Annotated in this window: 22 protein-coding genes; 14 read left to right on the top strand and 8 right to left on the bottom strand. The window is 42.5% G+C overall.

What is annotated here, in order from left to right:
- Positions 1–146: 146 nt before the first annotated feature.
- The 3 genes from GGR22_RS12110 to GGR22_RS12100 all read right to left on the bottom strand — a co-directional run bounded on the left by GGR22_RS12110 (position 147) and on the right by GGR22_RS12100 (position 4990).
- The gene (locus tag GGR22_RS12110) at positions 147–929 is read right to left on the bottom strand and encodes a DUF1223 domain-containing protein (RefSeq protein WP_182493878.1); all 783 of its coding nucleotides are present in this window, start codon (positions 927–929) and stop codon (positions 147–149) included.
- Between the two features lie 132 nt (positions 930–1061).
- A complete protein-coding gene (locus tag GGR22_RS12105) occupies positions 1062–2141 on the bottom strand; it encodes a glycoside hydrolase family 130 protein (RefSeq protein ID WP_246336956.1) in 1080 nt (359 codons plus the stop codon).
- 107 nt (positions 2142–2248) lie between these two features.
- On the bottom strand, positions 2249–4990 hold the full coding sequence (locus tag GGR22_RS12100) for a fibronectin type III domain-containing protein (RefSeq protein ID WP_182493877.1): 2742 nt from the start codon (positions 4988–4990) through the stop codon (positions 2249–2251).
- Between the two features lie 687 nt (positions 4991–5677).
- On the opposite strand from GGR22_RS12100, the gene GGR22_RS12095 reads away from it, so the two are divergent.
- The 4 genes from GGR22_RS12095 to bglX all read left to right on the top strand — a co-directional run bounded on the left by GGR22_RS12095 (position 5678) and on the right by bglX (position 12957).
- Positions 5678–7216 carry an autotransporter outer membrane beta-barrel domain-containing protein gene (locus GGR22_RS12095; protein WP_182493876.1) on the top strand — a complete coding sequence of 513 codons (1539 nt, stop codon included), beginning with the start codon at positions 5678–5680 and terminating at the stop codon, positions 7214–7216.
- A gap of 29 nt (positions 7217–7245) precedes the next feature.
- Positions 7246–8556, top strand: a complete 1311-nt coding sequence (locus GGR22_RS12090) for a 3-coathanger stack domain-containing protein (RefSeq protein WP_182493875.1) — start codon at positions 7246–7248, stop codon at positions 8554–8556.
- A gap of 177 nt (positions 8557–8733) precedes the next feature.
- On the top strand, positions 8734–10374 hold the full coding sequence (locus tag GGR22_RS12085) for a DUF6377 domain-containing protein (protein ID WP_182493874.1): 1641 nt from the start codon (positions 8734–8736) through the stop codon (positions 10372–10374).
- 300 nt (positions 10375–10674) lie between these two features.
- Positions 10675–12957 (top strand): beta-glucosidase BglX, encoded by a 2283-nt coding sequence (bglX, locus tag GGR22_RS12080; protein WP_182493873.1) that lies wholly within the window; start codon positions 10675–10677, stop codon positions 12955–12957.
- 84 nt (positions 12958–13041) lie between these two features.
- Here the strand turns inward: bglX and GGR22_RS12075 are convergent, their stop codons facing one another.
- A complete protein-coding gene (locus GGR22_RS12075; protein ID WP_182493872.1) occupies positions 13042–13857 on the bottom strand; it encodes a helix-turn-helix domain-containing protein in 816 nt (271 codons plus the stop codon).
- A gap of 89 nt (positions 13858–13946) precedes the next feature.
- Entirely contained in the window at positions 13947–14951 is a 1005-nt protein-coding gene (locus tag GGR22_RS12070; protein ID WP_182493871.1) for an SDR family NAD(P)-dependent oxidoreductase, read from the bottom strand.
- Between the two features lie 237 nt (positions 14952–15188).
- Here GGR22_RS12070 and GGR22_RS12065 point away from each other — a divergent pair, with 237 nt between their 5' ends.
- The 4 genes from GGR22_RS12065 to GGR22_RS12050 all read left to right on the top strand — a co-directional run bounded on the left by GGR22_RS12065 (position 15189) and on the right by GGR22_RS12050 (position 18411).
- Entirely contained in the window at positions 15189–15521 is a 333-nt protein-coding gene (locus tag GGR22_RS12065) for a PadR family transcriptional regulator (protein WP_121377294.1), read from the top strand.
- Positions 15518–16117, top strand: coding sequence for a hypothetical protein (locus tag GGR22_RS12060; protein WP_121377293.1), 600 nt, complete (start codon positions 15518–15520; stop codon positions 16115–16117). The genes GGR22_RS12065 and GGR22_RS12060 overlap by 4 nt, the downstream gene beginning before the upstream one ends.
- 6 nt (positions 16118–16123) lie before the next feature.
- A complete protein-coding gene (locus tag GGR22_RS12055) occupies positions 16124–17443 on the top strand; it encodes a serine hydrolase domain-containing protein (protein ID WP_182493870.1) in 1320 nt (439 codons plus the stop codon).
- A gap of 176 nt (positions 17444–17619) precedes the next feature.
- A complete protein-coding gene (locus GGR22_RS12050; protein WP_182493869.1) occupies positions 17620–18411 on the top strand; it encodes an alpha/beta hydrolase in 792 nt (263 codons plus the stop codon).
- A 126-nt stretch (positions 18412–18537) separates the two neighbouring features.
- On the opposite strand, the gene GGR22_RS12045 is transcribed toward GGR22_RS12050, so the two are convergent.
- On the bottom strand, positions 18538–19254 hold the full coding sequence (locus tag GGR22_RS12045; RefSeq protein WP_182493868.1) for a LytR/AlgR family response regulator transcription factor: 717 nt from the start codon (positions 19252–19254) through the stop codon (positions 18538–18540).
- Complete coding sequence (locus GGR22_RS12040; protein WP_182493867.1) at positions 19251–20321, bottom strand: sensor histidine kinase; 1071 nt, start codon at positions 20319–20321, stop codon at positions 19251–19253. Before GGR22_RS12040 ends, GGR22_RS12045 begins: the two co-directional genes overlap by 4 nt.
- Positions 20322–20864: 543 nt before the next feature.
- On the opposite strand from GGR22_RS12040, the gene GGR22_RS12035 reads away from it, so the two are divergent.
- From GGR22_RS12035 to GGR22_RS12020, 5 genes are all read left to right on the top strand, one after another.
- Positions 20865–21296, top strand: a complete 432-nt coding sequence (locus GGR22_RS12035) for a hypothetical protein (RefSeq protein ID WP_121377287.1) — start codon at positions 20865–20867, stop codon at positions 21294–21296.
- A 25-nt stretch (positions 21297–21321) separates the two neighbouring features.
- Positions 21322–21636 (top strand): hypothetical protein, encoded by a 315-nt coding sequence (locus tag GGR22_RS17155; RefSeq protein WP_246336955.1) that lies wholly within the window; start codon positions 21322–21324, stop codon positions 21634–21636.
- A 110-nt stretch (positions 21637–21746) separates the two neighbouring features.
- Positions 21747–23057, top strand: coding sequence for a tetratricopeptide repeat-containing sensor histidine kinase (locus GGR22_RS12030; protein ID WP_246336954.1), 1311 nt, complete (start codon positions 21747–21749; stop codon positions 23055–23057).
- A 264-nt stretch (positions 23058–23321) separates the two neighbouring features.
- Positions 23322–23942, top strand: coding sequence for a hypothetical protein (locus GGR22_RS12025; protein ID WP_182493866.1), 621 nt, complete (start codon positions 23322–23324; stop codon positions 23940–23942).
- A gap of 55 nt (positions 23943–23997) precedes the next feature.
- Complete coding sequence (locus GGR22_RS12020) at positions 23998–24462, top strand: hypothetical protein (protein ID WP_182493865.1); 465 nt, start codon at positions 23998–24000, stop codon at positions 24460–24462.
- 89 nt (positions 24463–24551) lie between these two features.
- On the opposite strand, the gene GGR22_RS12015 is transcribed toward GGR22_RS12020, so the two are convergent.
- A complete protein-coding gene (locus tag GGR22_RS12015) occupies positions 24552–25157 on the bottom strand; it encodes a DNA-3-methyladenine glycosylase (protein ID WP_182493864.1) in 606 nt (201 codons plus the stop codon).
- A gap of 210 nt (positions 25158–25367) precedes the next feature.
- Here GGR22_RS12015 and GGR22_RS12010 point away from each other — a divergent pair, with 210 nt between their 5' ends.
- Positions 25368–25955, top strand: a complete 588-nt coding sequence (locus GGR22_RS12010; RefSeq protein ID WP_182493863.1) for a hypothetical protein — start codon at positions 25368–25370, stop codon at positions 25953–25955.
- Positions 25956–26043 lie beyond the last annotated feature (88 nt).

Genomic DNA, 26043 nt, shown 5'->3' with positions numbered 1-26043 from the left:
GCTTGAGATCGTATTTTGGAAGTGTCTTGCTTGTTAGCAGTGCTATTAACTTTAAGTCTGGGCCTTGTTTTTTCTAAAGTACAAGTAAGGACTATGACCGCAGCCATGAATGTAAGGAGCATGTTTTTCATAAAAAAAGTTTTAGATTAATTAAAAGTTGCTTTTGTGGCCGCATTGATGGCACCAGTGGTATCGTCTTGCAGGAACCCGATGATTTCCCAGTCCGTAGTGTTGAAGTTTTCAGGCTTGGGCACCACCAGTCTGCCTTGTTTTTCTTCAAGAGATAGCGTATGGGTCTGTCTTACGATCTGTACATGATGCAAGAGACGGCCTTCATTTTCGCCGCGTTTCACCTCGGTAGTTGCTTGCTTTTGCACTAAGGCAACAAATAGGCTGGTATTTTTCTCAATAATATTAGTCTCATAATTCAGTTCGAGCTGTTGCTTATTGGCATGTGCTTCGAGGATTAGGGCTGCGGCAGGTTTGGTTTCTAAAGCATCGGCCACCAGACTGTATAATTTTCGCGCATCGTCGCCACCGAATTCGGAAATGCCATTCACGATAAATTGCGGGGTATAGATGAGAGTTCGGTTCATCCAACTAGAATACTGCTGCTGTCTGCTGGTTGATTGTTCAGAACTGAAGCTGTCTTTCCAGTTAAGATGGTCCCAGTAATCGACATGGAAAGCGAGAAAATAGATTTTCTTTCCATTCGATTCCTTCTGGATTTTTTCCAAAAGCTTGTCAGCAGGAGGACAGCTAGAGCATCCTTCGGAAGTAAAGAGTTCTACTACGGCAAATCCGTCATTTTGTGCGGTTTCCAGATAAGGTTTTCCGAGCCAATTTCTGTTCGGGATAAGGAAGTAATATAAAATTAGGGTAATCAGGAAACTGACTACTACAGCGGCTATTTTATCATTTCTTGTCATAATAGTTGTATTTATCACGGTTAATTTCTTTCAAAAGTAGCGTGATAAACAGGGCATCGGAAGTGAAAAATAGCCAAGCGGACACAATGGCTGCCGAAGGAGGCATTTTAAGTGATTAAAAGAAAAGCTTGCTTATTCTAATAGCGACAAGATTTCTTTAATAGAAAAATGAGCACCGCAGACAAACTCATCGGCAGCGCCATAATAGATGGTAAGCTGGTCGCCATCAACAACATGTCCGTTCGTAAAAACGACACCGCCAAAGAAACCGCTGGTTTCATAAGATTCTGTGGGTATCATAATGGGTTTTACGGTACGCGAAATTACTTTAGTAGGATGATCCAAGTCCATCAAAAAAGCACCGAGGCAATAGAAGTTTTCGGCATTGGCGCCGTGATAGATTTCGAGCCATCCGAATTCGGTTTTGATAGGAGCGGCTCCGGCACCGACTCTGGCGCTGTCCCAATGATGTTCTCTGGTCTTGATGATGCATTGGTGGTTTCCCCAATGCAGGCCGTCGGGCGATTCGGCAATCCAGATATAGTTGCCGCCGATCTCTTTGCTGCTGGGACGGTGCAAGGCGTAATACTTGCCGTTTATGCGCTCTTCAAAGATGGCACAGTCTTTATTGTGCGGCGGAAAAATCATTCCTTTCTGCTCAAAGGTTTTCCAGTCTGTAGTGGTTCTCAAGCCGACGCCCACGCCGCTGTTGGAAACGGCCGTATAGGTCAGATAATAGGTGTTGTCAATTTTGCTGACACGACAGTCTTCAATGCCGAATTGTTCCAGATATCCGATTCCTGACAATAACGGATAATCATTCGGTTCATAAAAACGAACGCCGTCGTCACTGCACAACAGGCGAAGGTGCGAAAGCGTGGTCAGGTAATCCTGTCCTTTATAAGTAATGACACGGGCATCATCGGCAATAAGGTCAGGGTCGTCTAGAGAGATTTCGATAATCTCTATCTGGCCCAACGCATTGGCGATAGGGAAGAAGATGACGCCTTCTTTCTGAGGAATGTTTTCAGCGACTCTTACCAACAGCCAGGTTTTATCTTCAAATACAAAGGCACCCGGATTGAGCAGGCAGATGACTTGTAGTCCTATGCTGCTGGGCAGCAAGTCGCTGGGCTTGAGCAACGGATTTTCGGGAAAACGGCGGGCAATGTCTTTCATGGTCGCTTTTTCATAAGTTAGTTGAATGTACAAAAAAGTTTTTTTGGATACGCCTAAGAGAATCTTAAAAGAGGTGAGTGTCTTAAAAATAAAAAAGCCTCCCATTGCAGGAGGCTTTCTAGCTATTAGATGCGGTCTACTTAATTTACGACTACCTTGACAGTGTAAACTTTATTAGAGTGGATTTTAAGAATATAAGTGCCGGTTGGCAAGCTTTGGTTGATAATCGAAAAGTTGTAATCGTCGATGTTTTTTGAAGAGTAGAATAAGTTTCCGGTCATGTCAAACATATCGATCTGGTCAATAGGGTATTTGGACTTGATATACGTTCTTTCGCCTGCTTTTATCGGGTTCGGATACACTTTTACGCCGTTTTGAGACGAAAACTCGCCTGTTCCTAAAGCTTCTTCTACAACAAAAGAGATTCGGTTCGATACTTCGTTATACGAATCGTTCGTAAACATCACGATAAAATAATCACCTGCTTCGGTCGGAAGCTTGTCGTCTTGGATCACTTTCGTGCCTTCCGGAAGTCCGTCAAAATACGTAAAGCTTACTAATTCGTCTACGTTCGGATCGTCGCCAGCATGGTAGATTCCAAGCCAGTCTTTCACGATGCCCGGAGCGTTAGTCCAAGTAGCGATGATGTTTTCGTTCAGGTTATAAATCGTCTTGTTGATATTCAACTGCGTAATCTGGTTTCCAACTTGGAAAAATACCTTATTCCCGATGCTGTTGTAGCCGTCTTGAAGAAAATATTCAGCAAAATAGTAGCCGTCGGCTAGGTTATTAAATGTAAAGCTTCCCGAAGCCGTAGTCACATAGCGCCATTGCGTTGAAGCAGGTCCGCCTGGAGTCTGTCCGACTTTGTAAATTCCAATCCAGTCGTTTGCCAATTGCGGTCCGTTGGCAAAAGTCAAGGTAACAGGGCTTCCCGAAGTATACGTCTGCGCGTTAGCCGCAAGAGTAACCAATGGTCCTACATAAAATTCTTTTCGGTCGGCTAATTCTGTATAGCCGTCGTTTTCCATAAATGTAGCATAATACCTTCCTGGCTGGGTCAAGCCGCTAAACGTTGCCGTTCCGCTTCTTTGTCCGTTTACATACGCCCAAGCTTGCGATGGACTGCTGGCACCCGGAGTCTGGCTAATTTTATACAAAGCAATCCAGTCTCTTTGGTTCCCCGGTCCGTCTGTATACGAAACGTTTATCGGCGTGTTTGGTCGGTACGCAATAGTATCCAATTGAATCTGCGTATTGGCAAAGCCGCTATTCGTCACGTTAAACGATTTCACGGCGCTCCATGGCGACCAGTTTAAGTTTCTGTCTCTGTGGCGTACTTTTACAAAGTATTCGCCATTCGGAATTTCGTTGGCTGCAATGGTTACCTTCGTGATATCCACTCCGGCATTTACGTCTCTCGATACATCGACCTGTCCGTTTAAGGCTCCGTATAAATCTTCATAGTCTCTGTAGATGTCTTTTTCAATGATTTCGAAATCAGCCGTTTTTCCGATCAAGAATTCCGTAGAATTCAGCAATTGGTTGGAAGTAGTAGCATAGTCCGAGCTTGAAATAAGAAGAGGAAGCTCAACGTCTCCGTCATTCGCTGTAAAGTCATTAAGAATCGTTGGCTGTGTAGGCACGTCTAATCCTTTATAATGGTGGAAAGTGTCCATCAGCTCATTGTCTTTCCAAGTGTAAGCGCTTCCGATAGAGTACGACTCTACTTCAAAAGTATCGTTGTTGACGTCTACATCAATAATCTGGTACATCCAGTTAGAAATGGTCTTTTGCACGTCGTCAAAATCTTGTTCGGCCGCCATTCCCCAATACTGGTCCCAAGCTACGCCTCCAGAAATAATCTGGTACGTTGGCGTATTCTTTAATTGTCCCCTGTGGTATAAATGGTGGTGGGCACCGATGTGCAAGATGTGTTTTTGAGAAGTCACCAGAATCGGCATGGCAGAGTTGCGAATCCAAGTAGAAATATCGCCTACATATTGCTCCGCTTGATACGGCCTGTGGCCTAAAGAAACAATCCAGTCTACTGTAGGATCAGCATCAGCAGCTTGCACTACTTGTGTCAGCCAGTTCAACTGTGGTATGCCGGTATGTTCTGTATCCATGGCAATAAAAAGCACGTTTCCGACTTGGTTGGCATAATAGTTTTCAGTTCCAGAAGAGATGCCTCTGTACGACATTTCGTCAAGCACATAATGGTCATAATACGCCTGCATGGCTAACGTTCCGTAAGTTTCGTGGTTACCGACCAACGTCTGTATCGGCAGGTAGCCAGAAAGCGCTTTGTTCTTTTTGAAATGCACGTTTTCGTAGTGGTCTAGGGTTCCGACATCTACTTGGTCACCCACCATTACGGTCAGCGCAATATTGTCTGCCGGATCAGCAGCGATGCCCCATTTTTGAGCAATCTTTCTCTTAGCTTGGGCAACTAAGGTGTCGAAACGCGGCACATTGCGCATCTGGTTGTCTCCTAAAACCAAAAAGCGAAGATGTCCGTCGGCCGTTGCAGCCTGTCCTGGCAATGGAAGCGTCTTGAAAGACATTACCTGCGACGTGTTGGTTCCGGTCTTAACGCGGTAGTAGTACTTGGTGTTTGGAGTCAGTCCCGTGAGTTTCACGTTGTGGTAAAAATAGTTGCTAGGATATCCGGTATCGGTAAAAATCCTGTTGGTACCCGTAATCGAGTTGGTCAGCGCATCAGGAGTGCTGCCGTATTCCACGATAGACTCAGGGTTGCTGTCTGTTTTCCAGTTGACATAGATAGAACTGGCGGTAGGCGCCTGCAAATAGGGCGATAGAGTCTGGCTTTTCGCCATCCAGCCCGCGAGCAGGAATAATACGATGTAAAACTTTTTCATAATTGTGTTGGTATTTGTTTTTAGACACCGTAAAATTAGGACGGCCATGCTTTTAAAAAATTAGATAAAGATTAAGTTAGGGTTAAAGAATGATGGCTTTTTACCGGCAGAGTTTAAGCTAAGTTTAATGAGAAGTGCCGATATGTTAACGAGGAGCACGTATAAGTTAAAAGGGAGTGCCAATATGTTAATGAGGAGAGCCTATAAGTTAAAAAGGAATGCCGATATGTTAATGAGGAATGCGTATAAGTTAATGAGGAGAGCCTATAAGTTAAAAAGGAATGCCGATATGTTAATGAGGAATGCGTATAAGTTAATGAGGAGAGCGTATAAGTTAAAAAGGGATGCAGATATGTTAATGAGGAGTGCCTATAAGTTAAAAATTACAAATATTTCTGCCTCATTTTGAGACCAAAAAAAACAGTTACACCCAATTTCTTACCACTTACGCCCGTATATGACCAGTTATTACTTTTCGCTTTTAGAATTGTGATAAAAACCTTACTTTTCAATCAATTTAAAAACTATTCTATTTGAGATAGTTGGCCTAAGAAATTACTATCAGAGTATCGGTGGTGATGGACAATGAGTTTTGGTGTAAATAGCAATGAATGCATCTCAATCTCATAAATAAAGTATCAATTTGATACGCAGTGATTTTTAAACATTTAACTTAATCCATATATTATGAATGCAAAAATCAGTTTAGCAGCGCTGTTGTTATTTTCAGGCGCATTTTGTGCACAGGCACAAAACACAGTAGTAGGAACAGGAGTTTCTGGAACCGGAAATGTGAATCCCCCTTCTACACAGAACACCGTAGTCGGGTCTCTTATTGGAGGGGCAGCAAACACGGGAGGCTCCAATTCTTTTTTTGGCTATCAGGCCGGAATGTCCAATGCAGGTGGTGGAAAGAACACTTTCTTGGGCGCGCTAGGGGGAGCAAGTAATATTTCAGGTGGTGAAAATGTCTTTACAGGCTATTCGTCGGGGAATAAAAATTCGTCAGGAAACTATAATGTATTTACAGGTGCCTACACAGGTTTTAATTCTTCCAAAGCAAGCAATAATGTTTTTACGGGCTGGTCTGCTGGATATTCTAATGTCAAGGGAGAGCATAATGTGTTTAGTGGCTATAGGTCGGGTTATTTTAACCTAGCCGACGGAAATACTTTTTATGGAGCCTATTCCGGATTGAATAATACGACAGGTACTGGAAATGTTTTTTCTGGAATGAATGCGGGATATAGTAATACTACAGGAGTGTTTAACACTTTTACGGGGAGTAACTCGGGATATAGTAATACTGCTTCAAATAATACCTTTTACGGATATGAGTCAGGTCGTTCAAACACAACGGGAGACCTTAATACCTTTACCGGAACAAATTCAGGATATTCAAATAGAGATGGTTATGCAAATAGCTATTATGGATATGATTCAGGCCGATTAACCACAACCGGATGGCAAAATAGTTTCCTAGGCTATAATGCTGGCTATAGTAATACTACGGGTAATCAAAATGTATCTGTCGGTGCCAGTTCCGGGTATAAGAATACTATAGGAATTAACAACGTTTTTGTCGGTTTTGTAGCAGGGTTTTATACAACTGCCTCATCCAATGCTTTTGTTGGTTCTGGAACTGGATTTTGGAATTCTACAGGTGAAGGAAATGCTTATTTCGGCTCAAATGCAGGATTTAATAACAAGACTGGTTCTCGTAATGTGTTTCTCGGTGATTCTGCTGGATATAATGAATTAGGAAGCAATAAGCTCTATATCGCAAATAATTCTGCGACAACCCTTATCTATGGCGACTTTTCAACCGGCAAAGTAGGTATTGGAGGTATCAATACCTATGCGACAGCAGATACATTTCCTACAACGGCAGGAGCTGTAAGCTTGGCTAATTACAAGCTTTTTGTTAAAGGAGGCATCCTGACAGAAGAAGTACGTGTCAACCTTATGTCGGCTTGGGCAGATTATGTCTTTGCGCCAGACTATCAATTAAAGCCATTGGCTGAGGTGGAAACTTTTATTAAAGAAAACGGCCATTTACCAAATGTTCCTTCTGCAGCAAAAGTAGCAGAAGAAGGTCTTGAATTAGGCGAAATAGCTAAAGTACAACAAGAAAAAATCGAAGAGCTGACGCTGTATTTGATCGAACAGAACAAAAAAATAGAAGAGCTTACGAAACAGGTGAAAATTTTATCGGAGAGAAATTAACTATACGTTTAACATCAAAAATAGACAATATGAAAAACGTATATTTAACTTACTTGTGCTTGCTGCTGTTTGCCTTTAAAGGCTATTCGCAAGGAAGCGACGTGATATTCTGGGTAGACAATAGTGGTTCTATCGATCCCGATGAATACAATCAGATGGCTGGATCTATCCAAGCCATAATGGAAAAAGTAATAGCCTGTAATCCTGACAACAGAATTGCCGTAGTGCAATACGGATCAACCGGAGGAGCTGCAGGTGCCAAAATCTGGATTGAGACTCCTTTTACCAATGTGGCTACTGCTTTTGCAAATAGGGGAGGTACTGGTGGTGTTCTCGGAAATAGTGATTTTGCTCATGAATCGCTTGGATTGATTGGAAATGCGCTTGACGGTATACCGAACGCAGGCATAATAAGCCCTACAACCGTGTTGAACCGAACGCCAGGTAACTCTCTAGTAATTTATTTTTTTACGGATGCTGCTAGAGATGCTCCAGGGTCGTATTTGGTTAATGCTGCTGCTTCAGGTGTTGGAACAAATGCCGCTTTCCAGAATTACACTACTTTTAAGACGACAAGAAATGCCACTTTTATCTTGACGATGGTCGCTACAGGTTCAGGTACTTGGGATCTAGCAGCAAAATATGCTGGCGCAGCGATAGCGAGCGGAGGAGGCTCTTATACAGGAATAGTAGAATCATATCCTGCTGACCCCGATGGACCAGGCATAACCCCGAGATTCTTGCTTTATAAGACAACTTTTAGCTTGACAGCAGCTGAAATTGATAACACAACAGAAGATATCTGCTCTGTTGCAGTTGAAAATTGCGTGCCCAATCTCGTTCTTGTGTCTCCGACCCATGACGTAAATATCGGGATTCAAGATAATCGCCAGGCATCGAACTCAATAACTGCATCAAATATCATTTTTGGCACCGTTAGTAGTCCGGGTGTCGGGGTCTATCATGCTGGGAATACGATTGTGCTCGAACCAGGATTCCATAGTATGAATGGTTCCCGATTCAGAGCCTATATACAAGAATGCCCGAGTGATTTTGTGGGCAGGGAAGCTAATTCTGTGCTGACTAAAGATATCAATGAAGAAGAGAAAATCAGCCTGTTTCCAAATCCTTCCAGTACTAACGTAACCATTGCATTAGCGCAGTCATTGATACAGCGCATTTCTATTGTCTCTATGGACGGAAGGACGATGCTTGACAAGGAAGTCAGAGGAACTGAAAGTTATGAGGTTGTCGTTAACGATTATAAAGAAGGCATCTATCTTGTTACGGTTATAGCTATGGATGGAAAGATTTTTAAATCAAAACTGGTTAAAAAATAATCCATAAGCAGACAGCTAAAACCAAGAATACTACAACATTTTTTAATTGCGACGGCGGGCTATGATATATACCCGCCGTTTTGCATTGTAAGTTTTATTAGTTGCCGGCTTGAAGCTATCTTCATTAAAAATGCATTTGGTATATTTGCGATACCCGTAACCAAAGCTGTTGCCTAATTGAGAGCCTTTCTTTTTATACTTGTGTTTTGTATCGCCCAGCATGCGGCTTTTGGTGCTGCGAAAGACTCCCTGTTTGCACAGCTCAGCCATGCCGTAAAGAACAAGCGAGCCTATACACAAGAAAAAGACAAGCGCATTTCGGTCTATAAGAAATTGCTGGCTGGCGAAAATTCTCCAGAAGAACAGTATAAGATAAACGAAAGCCTGTATAAGGAATACCGAAAGTTTAAGATTGATTCGGCTATTTACTATGTCAGCCAAAATACAGAACTGGCAGCACAGCTACAGAATAACGATTTAAAGATAGCTTCGCAAATCCAATTGGCAAACCTTTATTCGTCGTCGGGAAAATACAGAGAATCCGAAGCGATACTCAAAAGCATCGACAGCAAGAAACTGGCAAAGCCGATTCAGGTACTGTATTATGAATTCTACAGCCAGTTTTTCGAACATTATGCGACCAACAATTACAGCAAGTTCTATATCGAACAAATTGAGGTGTATCGCGATTCGCTGTTGCATGTTCTAGATCCGAACTCGATCAAATATAAGATCAACCTGGCGCAGCAGAACATCTATAAAAACAGACTGGACGTTGCCAAAAAAGACCTGCTGTATTTGATGCGCACGTCAAAAGCAAAGGACGAGAATTACGCCATGTTTGTCTATTTATTAGGAGATATTTCTGGACTCCAGAAACAGTGGGACGACCAGCGCATGTACTACAGCAGCGCCGCGATAACCGATATCGAAAACGCCATTAAAGACAATGCGGCCATACAAAACTTGGCGGTTATTTATTATGATTTGGGCAATATCGATAGGGCGTATAGCTGTGCCCAATCCGCTATCGAAGATGCCATATTCTGCAATGTGAAATTCCGCACCCTGCGCATGTCCGAGCTGTATTCGATTATCAATACGGCCTATCTCGACAAGGAAGCGAAAAACAAAAGCGAGCTTAAAAACTACCTGATTCTTATCAGCGTGCTGACCGTATTCCTGGTGCTGGCCATCGTGTATGTCTACCGACAGATGAAAAAAGTGTCGCGCGTCAAGGAAGAACTTTCAAAAACCAGCCAGAAACTGGCCGAACTGAACAAAGAAATACTGTCGGCCAACGAAAACCTAAAAGATACCAACGGGCAGCTGTACGAATCCAACCGTATCAAGGAAGAATATATCGCCTATTTTTTCGATATCTGTTCTGCCTATATCAACAAGATGGAGGACTATCGGAAAATGCTGAACCGCAAAGCCCTTAACAAACAGCACGATGAATTGTTCAAGTTGCTGAAATCAACCGATATTGTCGATAACGAGCTGGAAGAACTGTACAAAAGCTTCGATACGATATTTATCAGCCTCTATCCTTCGTTTGTCAAAGAATTCAATGCCCTGCTGTTGCCAGAAGAACAGGTCACGCCAAAAGCCAACGAAATACTGAATACCGAATTAAGAATTTTCGCCCTGATACGCTTGGGCATTACCGACAGTGTCAAGATAGCTGCCTTCTTGCGCTATTCCTTAAGCACGATTTATAATTACCGCACGAAAGCCAGAAACAAGGCCGCCGTTTCCCGTGAAGAGTTTGAAGTCATGGTCTCTAAAATAGGCGTCATTCAAGCAAAACAATAATCTGCTGCCTCGCAGGAAATTCAATACTGCTGCACAGTAGAAAAGCAATAGTTGTACAACTGTATAGCTAATGTAGGGGTGTCAAAATCCATTTTAAACTTTCTATTAATACTACTTTTTGAAGACCTCTTTTTGATGTAATTCCCTGTGTTATCAAGGTGTTACCTTTTTGAATCACTACTTTTTTACTCGCGTCTTCCCAAACGCAACTATAACGTTATAGTTTTACATTCGAATCTGGATTTTAAGCCAAGATTCAGATGTAAAACCTCCATAAAACCACACTTAGTTTTATTTGTTATGAAAAAAAGTATAATCACATTTTTGACCTGCTGCTTGGGAATCGTATCACAGGCACAGCAATCAAAAGACCCTAAAATGAATGCCTTCATCAACGACCTGATGAAAAAAATGACGGTAGAAGAAAAGCTGGGACAGCTAAACCTTCCGAGCCAAGGCGACATCATTACCGGACTGGGCACTAACGACAACATTGGCGCCAAGATCAGAAAAGGCCAAGTAGGAGGCCTGTTTAATATAAAAGGCGTTGACAAGATTAGAGAAATCCAGCGCATTGCAGTAGAAGAAAGCCGCTTGAAAATCCCGATGCTTTTTGGGATGGATGTAGTGCACGGTTATGAAACTGTATTTCCGATTCCGTTAGGATTGGCGTGTTCTTGGGACATGAATGCTATCGAAGAATCAGCCCGAATTGGCGCAACCGAAGCCAGTGCCGACGGTATCAACTGGACCTTTGCGCCTATGGTGGATATTGCTCGCGACCCGCGTTGGGGACGTGCCTCTGAAGGAAGCGGTGAAGACCCTTTTCTGGGCGGACAGATTGCCAAAGCGATGGTACGAGGATTTCAAGGAAAAGACAACAGCTTTTCGTCGAAAACCAACATCATGGCCTGCGTGAAGCACTTTGCCCTGTACGGAGCAGGCGAAGCGGGAAGAGACTACAATACCGTAGACATGAGCCATGTTCGAATGTACAACGACTATTTCTATCCGTATAAAGCAGCAGTAGAACAAGGTGTCGGCAGCGTGATGGCTTCCTTCAATGTTGTTGACGCCGTGCCTGCGCATGCCAACAAATGGCTGCTGACCGATGTATTGCGCAAGCAGTGGAACTTTGACGGCTTTACGGTTGCCGATTATGGCGGCGTGAGCGAAGTTGTTGCTCATGGATTGGGCGATTTGCAGACCGCATCTTCGTTAGCGCTTGCCGCTGGCTTGGATATGGATATGGTAAGCGAAGGCTTTCTTACAACACTTAAAAAATCATTAGACGAAGGTAAAATCACCGAAGCACAGATCGATACTGCCTGCCGTCGCATATTGGAAGCCAAGTACAAGCTAGGATTATTTAAAGACCCGTATAAATTCTGCGATGCCTCTCGTGCCAAAAAACAGATTTTTACTAAAGAACATAGAAGCATAGCCCGCAGGATTGCTTCAGAAAGCTTCGTATTGCTCAAGAACGATAAAAATATCCTTCCGCTGGCGAAAAACAAGACAATAGCGGTAATCGGTCCGTTGGCCGACAGCCGATCAAATATGGTCGGAACCTGGAGCGTTGCCGCCAAGCTAGACAAGCCGTCTTCATTAATCGAAGGATTAAAAGAAGTAGGAGGCAGCCGTACGACCATCCTCTATGCTAAAGGCTCGAACCTGCTTAGCGACCCTAAGATGCAGCAAGATGCCACGATGTTCGGACGCGACATACCGCGCGATAACCGAACAGAAGAAGAACTGACGAAAGAAGCGTTGGCCATTGCCGCAAAAGCAGATGTTATTATTGCGGCTATGGGAGAAGCTTCTGAAATGAGCGGCGAATCCAGCAGCCGTACCGACATCGGTATTCCTGATGTACAGAAAAGATTGCTCGCCAAATTATTGGAAACAGGCAAGCCGGTTGTATTGGTACTTTTTGCCGGACGTCCGATGACTTTGGTCTGGGAACAGGAAAACGTTCCTGCCATCCTCAACGTATGGTTTGGCGGAACGGAAGCAGCACAAGCTATTGGCGATGTTGTATTTGGAAATACCAATCCGAGCGGCAAATTGGTTTCTACTTTCCCAAGAAGCGTGGCGCAGATTCCATTGTACTACAACCATCTGAATACAGGAAGGCCGGCCTCTGACAAAGGTTTTGAGAAGTTCCGAAGCAATTATATGGACGAGAAAAATGGGCCGCTGTATCCGTTCGGATTCGGATTAAGCTATACGCAATTTGAATACGGCGACATCAAGCTCAACAAAACAGACCTAGACGCGAATGGGGCAATAACTGCAACCGTTACGGTAAAGAATACAGGAAAGACAGAAGGTGCCGAAGTCGTGCAGCTGTATATAAGAGATCTGGTCGGCAGTATTTCAAGACCCCTAAAAGAATTAAAAGGATTTGAAAAGATCAAGCTGAAAGCAGGCGAGTCAAAAACTGTCAGCTTTACCATAAACGCCGAATTATTAAAATTCTACAATTCCAATATCGAATATGTAGCAGAGCCGGGAGAATTTGAAGTCATGATTGGCACCAACAGCCAAGACGTCAAAACGGCCCGATTCAATCTAAAATAACCGTTTTCATTATAGTTATTTTTTTGTGATGGAAATAGCCTGTAAGCAATTACAGGCTATTTTGTTGTATGCTATAAGCACGGCCTAGCTAAAGTGCGTGGGTACTCGGGCAGGTGATACGCCATATTTCTTTTTAAAAGCGAAAGAAAAATGCGATAAGTCTTCAAAACCGACTTCGAGATAGACTTCGGTCGGTTTTTTCTTTTTCTCGACCAGCTGATAATAGGCCAGCTCGAGCCTTTTTTCCGTCAGCCACTTTTGAGGCGTTGCCTTGAAATGCTTTTTAAAATCCCTGTTGAAAGTAGACAAGCTCCGTCCGGTCAGGTAGCCTAGTTTCTCCATAGGCATGTTGAACATGAAATGGCGCTGCATAAAATCGACCAAGTCAATTTTGCCAGGCTCGTCAAAATTAGCGAGTACGCTGTCTACGTCGCTATCAATCGCTCTTAAGATACTGATGGCTTCCGTAATTTTTAGGGATGCAATGTTTTCAGGAAACGCTCCTTCCATATCAAAATAAGGAATCACAGAAGCAAGACAACTTTCCAGCAGCGGATGGTTCTTAAAACTATATATTTTCTGCGAAGGTTTTATCTTGCTGTCGATCTCGATCTTTTCATAGAACTTCTTTAATCGTTCTGTCGAAAGGTGCATGACCACTGTCTTGTGCGGCTGTCCGTTTTTTGGATAATTGATGACCGTAGCCAATACGTTTCTCGGAATCAGGAAAATGTCGCCTTCCTTAAAGTGGAAAACCGCATCCGCCTGTATGATTTTAGTTTCTCCCGAAATAAACCAGATGAGCATGTGGTCCTCAAAAATCAGGTCCGATTTAAAAAGCTTGTCCTCATAGCTGGAGAGCTTGATATCGCGCGTCAGGTATTTAGATATAGGATCCATAAATAAGCAAGTTCAGGAATTTCGCCAATCCAAAGATACTAAACCCAAAAAATAATCCGATGGATTGGCGATAAGAATACATTCCTGTATTAGTCAATTTTAAAAGATACTCCCGTCATTTCCTCACTTGCTTCCCACAATCTTGCAGCGTTGCTTTTATCGAGCGAATACAAACGTACGCCATTTGAAGCTCCTGCAGTGGCACTGTCGTCAAGCAATTCGGCAACTTCCACATCTTCGCAATAAACGCCTCCGATAGACTCAAGTAACGGACTTGTCGCGCACCAGACAGTCGTAGCCGCGCCCTGCGGAATAGTTTTCAGGCTTGCCGCTACTTCTGGAAAAATATTGCCGTCGGCATCGCAGAAGCCCATCTTTTGGAATAGCTCTAAAGGCGCTTCTCTTCCTAATTCCGTTCCACCTATGGAGCCGGGGTGTAATGAATAGGCTCGTATGCCGAATTTTTGCACTCGGCTGTCTAATTCAAGAGAAAACAAGTTGGTCGCTGTTTTTGACTGTCCGTACGCCTGCAATGTTTCGTATTCCCTATGAAGGAAATTAGGGTCGTCAAAATCAAAAGGCGCTATGTGATGTCCCAAAGACGATACATTGACTACTCTTGCTCCGTTTGCTTTTTTTAGGGCTGGGAACAGTCTTGCCGTAAGGTGGAAGGTACCTAGATAATTAGTAGCCAATTGCGACTCGAAGCCGCGGCTGTCCCTGCGAAGCGGCACCCACATGATGCCCGCATTGTTGATCAGCAGATGCAAGGGCCTGCCCGACGCCAAGAATTTTGCAGCAAAGGCATCGATAGAAGTAGGGTCTATGACATCGAGCGCTTCGACTTCTATATTATCAATACCTAGCAAGTTTCTTTTGGCTTTTTCGATATCTCTTGCCGCAACGATTACCGTGGCTCCGGCAGCAGCCAGCGTTTTTGTGGTTTCCAGGCCAATGCCTGTGTTTCCTCCTGTCACAATTGCGATTTTTCCTGTAAGGTCGATGCCTTTAATAACATCGGTTGTCGTCGATGCTGCATTGTAGCCGGAACCAGTCGGCTGCTGCAATGCTCCTTGATAATTGTCGTGTCCCATTTTTAATTGTATTACTGTTATGAGGCAAAATTAGATACACGACAGCCTCATGACTTTGTTTTAAAAGTCAATTTAGTTTGTTTACAATGTCATCTGGATGGAGGATTATGGTGTTATATCTACTTGTCTTGGGAAATTTTTGATTTTAGATTTTTGATTTTGGGGTGTTTGCGTAAAGTTTTTAAATTTTAAACCAAATACATTGTATAGCAATGTATTTGGTTGTATGTTTGTCTCATGGAAGAAAACTTTACAACCAAATGGATATCGCAGCTCAAGAAAGGCACTCTGTCCTTCTTGGTGCTTAGTATTTTGAAAGACGAGAAGGAATACTACGGATACGACCTCATCAATGAGATAAAGAAGAAAACGAGCATCGACATTGCCGAAGGCACGCTTTATCCCTTGATGAACCGACTAAAAAAGGAAGATCTGGTAGCCTCGCAATGGGTCGAGCAGGAATCTGGCATTCCCCGGAAATATTATAAGATTACTCCGCTGGGACTGGCTACCGTTACCGAAATGAAAAATTATTGGGACAACCTCAATGCAACAATCAATCTGATATGAAATTCAAAGAAATAGAATTTAAGGACCAAAGCGCAAAAAGAATCTACCTCGATTATGTGTCAAGAGTCCAGCACGCCACAAAAGTGCTGAACAAAGAAAACCAGCAGGAAGTACTGTTGGAAATCAACAGCCATATTTATGAAAGCCTTAGCGATTATCCTGAAAACGGAAAAGGGGAGGTCGAAAGATTGCTGGACAGTCTTGACAAGCTTGGGCAGCCAGAGGTTTTCCTAAAGCCTTTGGTGGCAGAGAAGAAATTAGATGAAGCCACAAAAACCTTTAATCCCGTCAAGATTGTCAAAGCGCTGGCGTTGAATATCGGAAATGGTATTTCGTATGCCGTCTTTGCGGTGCTCTATCTGTTACTGTTTGGCTTTCTTTTCCTGATTATAGCTAAGATTGCCGATCCGCAAAACGTAGGACTGTTTTACCGTCCGAACCAAGTTTTTATTCTCGGCTATTATAGCAAAAACGGAATCAGCTATACTGCCTACGAACAGCTGGGCAATTGGTTTATACCCTTGATGCTAGCGCTCGCTGTCTTCTTTTACCTGCTTATCACGCTACTACTACGATTAAAAAGAACCTTGAAATAATATACAATGACTAAAAAAAACATAGCAGGACTATTGTGCTGCTTTATCTCATGCCTTGCATCTGCGCAAAAGATAGACACGCAGCAACTCGACCGTTATTTTAACGCGTTGGAAGAAAACAACAAATTTATGGGCAGCGTTGCCGTTTCGCAAGATGGCAAGATCATCTATGCCAAGGCCATCGGTTTTTCTGATTTTGAAAACAATACGAAAGCCAATACGGCTACCAAATACAGGATCGGTTCTATCTCGAAGACCTTTACGTCGGTTTTGGTCTTGAAGGCCTTTGAAGATAAAAAGCTGGACTTGGATACCACGATAGAAACGTTTTTTCCGACCATCAAAAACGCCAACAAGATTACGATACGGCAGCTGCTTAGGCACCGAAGCGGTATCTATAATTTTACGGATGACGAAGAATTTAAGGCATGGAAAACCCAAGCCAAGACCGAAAAGGAAATGGTAGCGATTATCGCAAAAGGAGGAAGCGATTTTGAGCCCGATACCCAAGCGGCCTACAGCAATTCGAATTATGTATTGCTGACGTATCTTTTGGAGAAGACCTACAAAAAGCCGTATTCTGAATTGCTGAAAACCTATATTGCAAAGCCAGCCGGACTGAAAAATACCTATTTTGGCGGGAAGATCAATACGAAGAACAATGAAGCTGCATCGTATGCGTTTGCCGATGGCTGGAAGCTGGAATCGGAAACGGATAGCTCGATACCTTTAGGTTCTGGAGGAATCGTTTCTACACCCAGCGATCTTGTACACTTCAGCGATGCGCTTTTTACTGGGAAATTGCTAAAAAAGGAAACCTTGGAACTGATGAAGACCATCAAGGATACTTACGGCATGGGACTTTTGCAGCTTCCGTTTTATGAAGACATTGCCTATGGACATCGTGGAGGGATTGATAAATTTACTTCTGTCTTTTCATATTCTTCCGATAAAAAGCTCTCCTTTGCCCTGATCTCGAACGGATCCAACTACAACGGTAATGAAATTCCTGTTGTCGTGCTGAGCGCAGTCTATGGAAAGCCTTTTGATATTCCGGAATTCAAGACCTTCCAAAACAATCCGGAAGACCTTGGAAAGTATGTAGGAACCTATGCGTCGAGTCAGCTCCCGTTCAAATTAACTGTATCAAAAGAAGGCAAGACGCTTGTAGCACAGGCTACTGGACAAGCTCCGTTACAGCTAGAAGGCATTGAAAAGGACAAGTTTGCTTTTGAAAAAGCAGGAATCATTTTGGAATTCAAACCAGGAGAAAAGGCCATGGTGCTAAAACAAGGCGGCGGAGAATTTGCATTTGTGAGGGAATAAAGGCATTCGCATCGAGCTGTTTTTTTTCGTATTTTTAAGAGGAATAAGCCTTAATTATTAATAATTTTTATAACTGTAAAATATTATTAATTTGACTTATGAGCAGATAGCAGGTAATTTTGCCCTGTATTTCAAATACAAACAAATAAATGTATCTATCTTAAATCTTTAAAAAAATGAAAACAAGACTTTCCTTCCAAAAAATCAAAGCTGTATTTTTTACGGCTGTCATGATGAGCTTGTTCGGCTATGCTCCAAAAGCAATGGCACAGACAGGACAAACGGTTAAAAATGTCGTATTGGTCCATGGGGCTTTTGCAGACGGTTCAGGCTATAATGCGCTGTATGATATTCTTACGAAAAGAGGATATAACGTTACGATCGTGCAAAATCCGCTAAGCTCGCTGGCTGCCGATGTTGAGGCTACGCTTGCCGCAATAGACAGACAAGACGGACCAACGATCTTGGCAGGGCACTCTTATGGTGGCTCGGTCATCACGCAAGCGGGTTCTCATAAAAATGTAGCCGCATTGGTTTATATCGCCGCCTTTCAGCCGGATAATGGAGAGTCTGCGTTAGATTGGGCACAAAAACTGCCGCCTGCGCCAGAAAACGGAATCTTGCCTCCAGATGAAAAAGGCGTGCTTTATTATGACAAGGCAAAATACCATGCTGGCTTTTGTGCCGACATTCCTAAAGAGAAAGCCGATTTTATGTATGCTTCACAAGGAAGGTTCTTTGCCCAAGCGATTGCTGCCAAGATAACCGACGCCGCATGGAAAACAAAACCTTCTTACGGAATAGTAGCTACTCAAGATAAAAGCATATTGCCAGAAATACAGCGCACTATGTATAAAAGATCGAATGCCAAAATCACCGAAATAAAAGGAAGCCACGTGGTGTTTATGTCGCAGCCGCAGGCCGTTGCTGATGTCATCATCAAGGCATCAAAAGAAGTAAAAAAATAAGAAAGCTAACGCAAGGCTTCGGGAGTCTTGCCTTATAAATCCAAAAAAGAAGAACGGGTCTATACAGGCCCGTTCTTCTTTTTTTAGGCAGCCCATAAGACCGCCATTGAAAGCCATATTTGCTCATTAAATAGGCGGAAGGTTCTTGCCCAGATACGACTCGACAAAATCCTTTTTGTAGACTTCGCCAATCGGTATTTCGATAGTATTGATATAGATGGTATGCGTATCAAAAGAAGTGATGTGCTCGGTATTGACCACAAACGATTTGCTGACCCTCATAAAATGGTCGGAAGCAATCAGCTCGTGCACGGTCTTGAGGTTCATTCCGGCAATAATCTTGTTGTTTTCGAGATGGATCACGGCAAAATCTTTGAGTCCCTCGAGGTACAGTATATTCTTATAGGTAATCTTATGGTAGCGCCGGTCTGCCTTGATAATCATAAATTCTTTTTCCATCTTTTCGGGGGCCGGCTGGCTGCCGTTGAGAAATTGATGGTAGGCGGTCGCTTTCTGCAACGCTTTTTCCAGGCGTTCTTGAGATATCGGCTTCAGCAGGTAATCGATGGCATCTACAGAATAGCTGTCGAAAGCATACTGCGGAAAGGCCGTCGTGAAAATAATCAATGTCTCTTTTGGAACTTTTGCGGCAAACTCCAAGCCCGTCAGTCCCGGCATTTCGATGTCAAGGAAAATAAGATCAGTGTGGTTGCCTGTCAAGTATTCCAAAGCCTTGTCGGCGCTATTGAATACTTCGCTTATCTCGATGCCTCCAATGGCTTGCAAGTGGAGCAGGAGGCCCCGGCGTGCCAAAGGCTCATCATCTACTATAATGCATTTCATAACGGTATGGTTAAAGTGACTTTATACAATTCTTCAGTTTCATATAATTCCAGATCATGCCTGCCTTCGTACAAAAGATCGAGCCTTCTTCGGATGTTGGCTAATCCCAGCCCGCCTGCTTCCGGCCGAGGCGAGATGACTTTGGATTTGGTATTCTGGCACGTAAAGACCAGCTTGTCCTTGCTCGATTTAAACGATAGGCTGACATTCGAAGGGGCATTCGCTGTCTTGCTGTGCTTGGCCGCATTTTCTACAAAAATAAGGAAGAGGTTAGGCGGAATCGACAGCAAGGCGGTTTCTTCGGGAGAATGGTTTTCAATCCAAAAGCTGAAATCGTCTCTTCGGATGTTTTCCAGTTCCAAGAAATTCGTAAGGAACTTGATCTCCGATTGCAAGGATACCGTGTTCTTATTGTTGTCATAGAGCAGATAACGCAGGAATCCGGATAGCTTCATGATGATTACCGAAGCAATTTTAGGCTCCGTAAAAACAAGCGTATTTACGTTATTGAGCATGTTGAATAGGAAGTGCGGATTGAGCTGGTTTTTTAGCTCGCCCAGTTCTGCCTCTAGCGAGCTTTTTTTCAAGTCGCTCATGCGCACGGCATCCCTGCGGCCACGCTGGAACAGCTTTATGCTGGTGGAAGCTAGCATGACAATAATCCACAGGTTTGTATGGTCTATGATAGCCATAAACAGGCTTGAATTTTCCTGTTCTTTGAAACTTCTGTATCCTTCGAACTTGTACTGCAAGGTGCCTTCGATGCCTACATAAAACAGTATAATCATAAAAATGAGTACCAGCAGGTACTGCAGGTATTTTTCTTTAAAGAGGAGCCTGGGTACCAGTACGTACATGTTCAGGTAGACCAGCAGTGCAAACGACAATGTATTTGCTACCCTGAGATAAAAGGCATAATTGCCCGTAAGCTCTATAGGTCCCATGGGCTGGCTGAATTCGGTCAGGATAAGATACAGCCATATCACCAGGTGTCTGTAGATGCGGTAGCGCTTTTCTATTAAAAAATTAACCATCGGGCTCGGCTGGGAGGATAGTTCTTTTGCCATCAGTCTATTTTTTTGTAAAGGAACTAAAAAAGCAGGCTTGTTTGTAGTTTCTATACCAACCTTATAATTTTCTCTACCAACCCGCCCTGTTTTTGGGATGAAAGCCGAGTAGTATATGTCCTAGCGTTTTAGTAAGTAGTAGCTATGTAGCAGTTTCGTTGCACTCTTGTTCGGGTTTTGCCCTGTTTTTGGCATACAAACCAAAAGAGGATCGGAAGGAGACTGGGAGAAAACTGGGAGAAAACTGCCAGAACATACGGTATGGATACGGTATAGCTACGGTATGGCTACGGTATGGCTACGCTTTAGCTACGGAATAGCCGAGGTATATGACGGGGTAATACAGGAGCTGGAATTGGCCTCAAGTAGGAAGGCAATTGTATAGGAAAGAAGCATAAAGATAGGTATTTTTGTTGTTTTGAAGCTAACTTGTTGATATTATTTTGTATAGCGTTTTTTGATGATGTTGTTTTAACATAATTAAGTAAGATTTTTATGTAAAAAATGTTACATTTGGTATACCAAATCTAAACAACATACACTATGGGCATTATTATATCGAAACTGGCCTTGAGCCAAACGAATACGGTTCCTTTTGAAATTGACCTTAGAGATTCTGACTATCCTATCGCGCCGTTGGTATTTGCCGAAAATACGGCAGAGCAAGACACTTTCCGATTGCGGATTATTGCTTGTATTCCTTCTGATATCACGTTGCCCCCTACTTTTTTGGTAGAGGAAGACGGCAATCCGGTCAAGGTGAGCATTGCCGGAGGGCAGACGGTCTCGGCTCGCAGCTTTATTATAGAGTATGATGATTCTACGAGCACGCCCGAACAGCAATTTACATTGTGGAGTATTGTTGTAGAATACAGCCTGAGGGGTATGGCTTCTGTAGATTATATCCTTACCCGTCTTAGAAACATTGACCCAAAAACATCAAGGGGTACTGTGACGACCGTGCAGGAAGCCTAAGGTTTTTGAAAAAAACAACCTACCCATGCTAAAACCTACTATTTTTTACTGCTTCTTTTTTATGCTGTTCTGTTCTTCTATGCTGTCCCAAGAAGAATCGGAAATGAAGACGTTTGTCGGAGAGATGAAAAAGAAATCGCAAGCCTATAAGGACGCGATTAATTTTAGAAAAGCGCAATCTTTTTTTCTTACGAAAGAATGGGACTCGACCTTGTTTTATTCTATGAAACAGCTGGATGCTGCACCTGTGGCCGAATTGGATGATTATTGCCATTTCTTCAGGGGCGTGAGTTTTAAAAAAAAAAGCTTTTTGACGGAGCCAAGAAAGAGTTCTATCTGATTTCGAAATCTTTTCCGTTTTACTACAAAGTCAAGACGCATCTGGGAGAAATATTTCTGGAACAGGAAAACTATTCTAAGGCGATTGACTATTTCAAGGAAGTAGAGGAATTGCCTAACAAGGAGCGTTATGATTTCAAAGCAAGCGCGCTGTATCATAACTTGGGAATTTCTTATTTCCATATCGAGCAGTATGCCGAAGCAGAGAAATACCTCTTCCGCAGCTTGGAACAGCAGGAAAAGGATAAGGACACTGTTAGGATGGTCAGTTCGTATATGGACATTGCGAATTTGTATTATGCGCAGTATAAGGACAATGAGGCAATACCGTATTTTGAGAAGGCCTACCAGCTGTCTAAAAAAACCAAAGACTTTGAGCTAAAACAGAACTCGGCCCTGAATATGGCAGTGATGGAGGAGAACCGGAAGCAGTTTTCTAGGTCATTGGAATATCGCAAGGAGTATGAGAGCTGGAGGGATTCGCTAAACAACCAGAACAAAATATGGGCGCTGGCGGAACTGGAAAAGGAGTATGCGGTAACCGAAAAGGAAAAGGAAATCAAGGTGCTGAGAACGGAGAACAAACTGAAGATTGCCGAGCGCAATGCCTTGCTGCTTTCGTCTGTTTTCTTGATGGTGCTGTTTGGTGCGGGAACTTATTTCTTTAGGCAAAAGATAAAAAGCAACCGAATCATACTATCGCAAAAGAAGGATCTCGACCAGCTGAATCTGACGAAGGATAAGTTATTTTCGATCGTGAGCCACGACTTGAGGTCGTCTGTAAATGCCCTGAAAACGAGCAATAAGCAGTTGTTTGAGCAATTGGAAGCAAAGAGCTGGGCCCAACTGGATAAACTGCTGCAAAGCAACAGCTCGATTACCAATAGCATCTATAATTTGCTGGATAACTTGCTGAACTGGTCGATGCTGCAGACCAAGCAGCTGTATTTTAATATAGAGGCTATACACCTGCCATCGGTCGTACAGCAGGTAGCTTATAATTATAAGCCGTTGATGGCCTATAAAAACATTGCGTTTGAATATGCTATTCCGAAGGGTATGTATGTGCAGGCTGATCTGGATTCGGTCAAGATTATCTTGAGGAATTTGTTAGACAATGCTATCAAGTTTTCTAAAGAAAAGGGCATAATAAAAGTATATTGCGAGGCTGGGGCAGCAGATTCTTGTCATCTGGTCGTAGAAGATTTGGGAGTAGGCATGCCGGAAGAAACCCGAGAAGAACTGCTACGGGAGTCAATACTGCTCAACAAGAAAAAAGGGCAAAACGAGATTGTAGGCACGGGATTAGGGCTGCAGCTGTGCAAGGAAATGGTGAAGAAAAATAACGGGCTGTTGTTGATAGAAAGCCAAGAGAATATAGGAACCAAAATTATAATTCAATTACCCAAAACAGCAAAATGATGGAAGGCATCTATTGAAAGTATTTTGGCAGAAGACAATCATTTTGTAAAAGCGCCTGCTATTCATGCTGTGTTTGGCAGGCCTTATAGCAAGGAATAGGCATTTTGTTACATTCTATTCTTCTTGCTTTATTTTTGAGAGTAGTATTGCGTTACAGAATAGGATCCAGCATGCCCAAATATCTTTTCTTCAAAACAGAAAAATTGAAAACGGAACAGAACAAACAATCATACAACTATTTTTTAATCCGTAAAATATAATCACATGGACAGAATTAGATTAAACTTTATCAACAGATCAAATGATACCAATAATAGCAGTGTCGTGATTTTTCAAAAAAATGTGGCAGAAGATTTCGGAGAACTTGCCATAGCGTGGAAAGTAATCGAAAATTGCGGACGGCTTGACAACCATCCTTTTGTCTTCCCGTTACTTTTCAGCGTATCGGCAAGCGATTCTTATGGAAATTATACGCCGCTGCTTACGGCTTATGATGGACAGGCTTTTGATATGATAAAAAGCACTTCAGGAGATATCCTCCAACTGTCTTCGACTCCTGCGACAAGTCCGACAGAAGTTGAAGTAAGAAACCAGTTGATACAAGGCGCTATTAATGCCAACTGCTACAAAGACGGCAAATTGCTGGCTACCAAAACAAGTTTGGCGCCAGGACAAAAAGCAGTGTTTGAATTCCAACCTAGGATTTATATAGGAGTTGTTTCTCAGATTCGAGAAGGTGAGGTGATGAATTCGGCTATTATTTCCCAAATCAATTCGGAAATCAACTTGTTCGGCATCACGAGTGCGGATATCGTAATGACAGGAGGCGGTCCTGGCAAATCGTCTCCGGCATTTAGCTTTACATTGGAAAATATCAACAAATAATTTCGATACAATCATAACCGATACACAATTACTAAGGAACTTAAAAATACATACAATGGAAAATATAGAAGAAAGCACTTGGTATACGGGCGACTGGCGACCTGATGGCAACAATCCCCAAGCCCCTTATAATGGACTGAAAATTGTGGCAACAGCAAATTATAGCGAAAAGACGAATCCGCCGACTGCAAGAAAATTAGTTTCTGTAGACTTGGAGGTAGTAGACTATACTTATAATCCAAATGGGGTATCAAGTCCCTTGCAACTGACCCAATCGGCTGTATGGTATCCTATTCCGATACCAACAGATACTACAGTATCACCGCCAGAACCCAATATGCAGTTTACGGTGGTCGGTATAGGCGGCAATCCGCTAGGCCATATAAGGTTAGACGTCACGCCAGGAGGTAGTTTCGTCAACATCCAATTTAGTTATGGGCCAACGAGTAGGAAAAGAGAAGAAATCGGATATATCATGAGGTTTCCGAATCAGGACGACACTATTCAAATAGAAGGATAACCTTTCTGTTTTCCGCAAGCCAAAAAGCCCATTATAGATGGGCTTTTTTAGTATAAGGGTTTGTATAAAGCTAAGAGTACAGCGCTTGTTTAAAGAACTTTGTTCGGCTTGCTCACATATTTATTGCCTATCACAAAAAACCGCCAAGGCAAAAGCGCGTGCTCTTGTGCATAGGCAACGCCTACACGAGGTACTGCTGCAATTTTATCGGCCGTATAGCGAATACCATGGTCTTCAATCCAGATTTCTTCTCCAGTTAATTCTTTTTTATTAAAGGAATGATCAATACCCAAAGCTTTAGCGGCAGAGCCCGGGCCGGAGGAAATAGCGGCTTTTGTCGCGGGCATCGTCCGTCTGAGTTCCATGGTTTCTATGCCGATGAGTGGTTCTATAGCTCTTATCAGTACCGCATGGGGCTCTCCCAGACCAGAACTCACGACATTGAAGAGATGGTGTATGCCGTAACACAGATAGACAGAAACGCCGCCTTCGCTATAGAGTGTCTCTGTTCGATTGGTACGCCGGCCACCATAGGCATGCGATGCCTTGTCCTGTACGCCAAAATAGGCTTCGGTTTCTACGATTATCCCTGCCGTTACCTTTCCATCAATTTGGGTAAAAAGCACTTTTCCCAAAAGGTCTTTGGCTAAAAAGATTACATCTTGATTGAGATAATAGGAGAGCTGTAGTTTCATTAGGTAAGGTTTCTTGTTATGATAAGAGGAAGCCTATAATATATTAAAATTATGACATGGTATAAATAAGACATTATTGTTCGATTTGTGCAATGTTCAGTTTTTCGTTTCACAAAAAAAAATATCTTTAATATAAAATATTCGTTTCTGAAATCGCAATTACACAAAGTTGCGAAACGTTAGCGACAATAATCACGAAAATCATTATAAATGACAACAAAACCAAAAGTTTTTATCGTCGAAAGCCTAACTTTCAAAGATGAAAAAGATGACCTTTTTGAAGGACAAGTACTTTCTAAAATCTTAAAGTTTGCGATGATTGAAAGTCAATATTATTATGTGAGGACTAAAAGAGAATTTGAGCATGTTATTGATTTATTCAAAAAATCAAACTACAGATATCTACATATTTCATGCCATGGAAATCGAAATGGAATTAGTACAACATTAGATAGAATAAGTTTCGAGGAATTGGGATGGATTTTAGAAAATGTTATCGATAATAAACGACTATTCATTTCAGCTTGTTCAGTCATGAACAAAAATCTTGCAAATCAAATTTTAGCAAACACCGATTGCTATTCAATTGTTGGTCCTTCAAAAGACATTTATATGGACGATGCTGTAATTTTTTGGGCTGCTTTCTATCAACTTATGTTTAAAAAAAATCCAAGTAAGATGAATAGGATTAGTTTGGAAAACACAATAAAAAAATTAGTTGAAACATTTGAAATTCCAATCAAATATTATGCGGCCTCAGATGATTCAACAGGTTGGAACGAAATCAATTTAAGGTAAGAGAGACTAGTGTGGCTAAGAGACTGTAACCGCAATCGCGGAGATTTCTGTAGGCAGAAATTGTTGTTTCAGGTAAAAATTTTATCTT

This window comes from Flavobacterium gossypii (genome assembly GCF_014138495.1).
GTDB classification, from domain to species: domain Bacteria; phylum Bacteroidota; class Bacteroidia; order Flavobacteriales; family Flavobacteriaceae; genus Flavobacterium; species Flavobacterium endophyticum.
This window is presented reverse-complemented; position numbering and strand designations above follow the sequence as displayed.

Bases quoted from the DNA above. Each gene is read 5' to 3' on its own strand.
- GGR22_RS12110 (WP_182493878.1), bottom strand. From the start codon at position 929: ATGACAAGAAATGATAAAATAGCCGCTGTAGTAGTCAGTTTCCTGATT.
- GGR22_RS12100 (WP_182493877.1), bottom strand. From the start codon at position 4,990: ATGAAAAAGTTTTACATCGTATTATTCCTGCTCGCGGGCTGGATGGCG.
- GGR22_RS12095 (WP_182493876.1), top strand. From the start codon at position 5,678: ATGAATGCAAAAATCAGTTTAGCAGCGCTGTTGTTATTTTCAGGCGCA.
- GGR22_RS12090 (WP_182493875.1), top strand. From the start codon at position 7,246: ATGAAAAACGTATATTTAACTTACTTGTGCTTGCTGCTGTTTGCCTTT.
- bglX (WP_182493873.1), top strand. From the start codon at position 10,675: ATGAAAAAAAGTATAATCACATTTTTGACCTGCTGCTTGGGAATCGTA.
- GGR22_RS12075 (WP_182493872.1), bottom strand. From the start codon at position 13,857: ATGGATCCTATATCTAAATACCTGACGCGCGATATCAAGCTCTCCAGC.
- GGR22_RS12070 (WP_182493871.1), bottom strand. From the start codon at position 14,951: ATGGGACACGACAATTATCAAGGAGCATTGCAGCAGCCGACTGGTTCC.
- GGR22_RS12065 (WP_121377294.1), top strand. From the start codon at position 15,189: ATGGAAGAAAACTTTACAACCAAATGGATATCGCAGCTCAAGAAAGGC.
- GGR22_RS12060 (WP_121377293.1), top strand. From the start codon at position 15,518: ATGAAATTCAAAGAAATAGAATTTAAGGACCAAAGCGCAAAAAGAATC.
- GGR22_RS12055 (WP_182493870.1), top strand. From the start codon at position 16,124: ATGACTAAAAAAAACATAGCAGGACTATTGTGCTGCTTTATCTCATGC.
- GGR22_RS12050 (WP_182493869.1), top strand. From the start codon at position 17,620: ATGAAAACAAGACTTTCCTTCCAAAAAATCAAAGCTGTATTTTTTACG.
- GGR22_RS12045 (WP_182493868.1), bottom strand. From the start codon at position 19,254: ATGAAATGCATTATAGTAGATGATGAGCCTTTGGCACGCCGGGGCCTC.
- GGR22_RS12040 (WP_182493867.1), bottom strand. From the start codon at position 20,321: ATGGCAAAAGAACTATCCTCCCAGCCGAGCCCGATGGTTAATTTTTTA.
- GGR22_RS12035 (WP_121377287.1), top strand. From the start codon at position 20,865: ATGGGCATTATTATATCGAAACTGGCCTTGAGCCAAACGAATACGGTT.
- GGR22_RS17155 (WP_246336955.1), top strand. From the start codon at position 21,322: ATGCTAAAACCTACTATTTTTTACTGCTTCTTTTTTATGCTGTTCTGT.
- GGR22_RS12025 (WP_182493866.1), top strand. From the start codon at position 23,322: ATGGACAGAATTAGATTAAACTTTATCAACAGATCAAATGATACCAAT.
- GGR22_RS12020 (WP_182493865.1), top strand. From the start codon at position 23,998: ATGGAAAATATAGAAGAAAGCACTTGGTATACGGGCGACTGGCGACCT.
- GGR22_RS12015 (WP_182493864.1), bottom strand. From the start codon at position 25,157: ATGAAACTACAGCTCTCCTATTATCTCAATCAAGATGTAATCTTTTTA.
- GGR22_RS12010 (WP_182493863.1), top strand. From the start codon at position 25,368: ATGACAACAAAACCAAAAGTTTTTATCGTCGAAAGCCTAACTTTCAAA.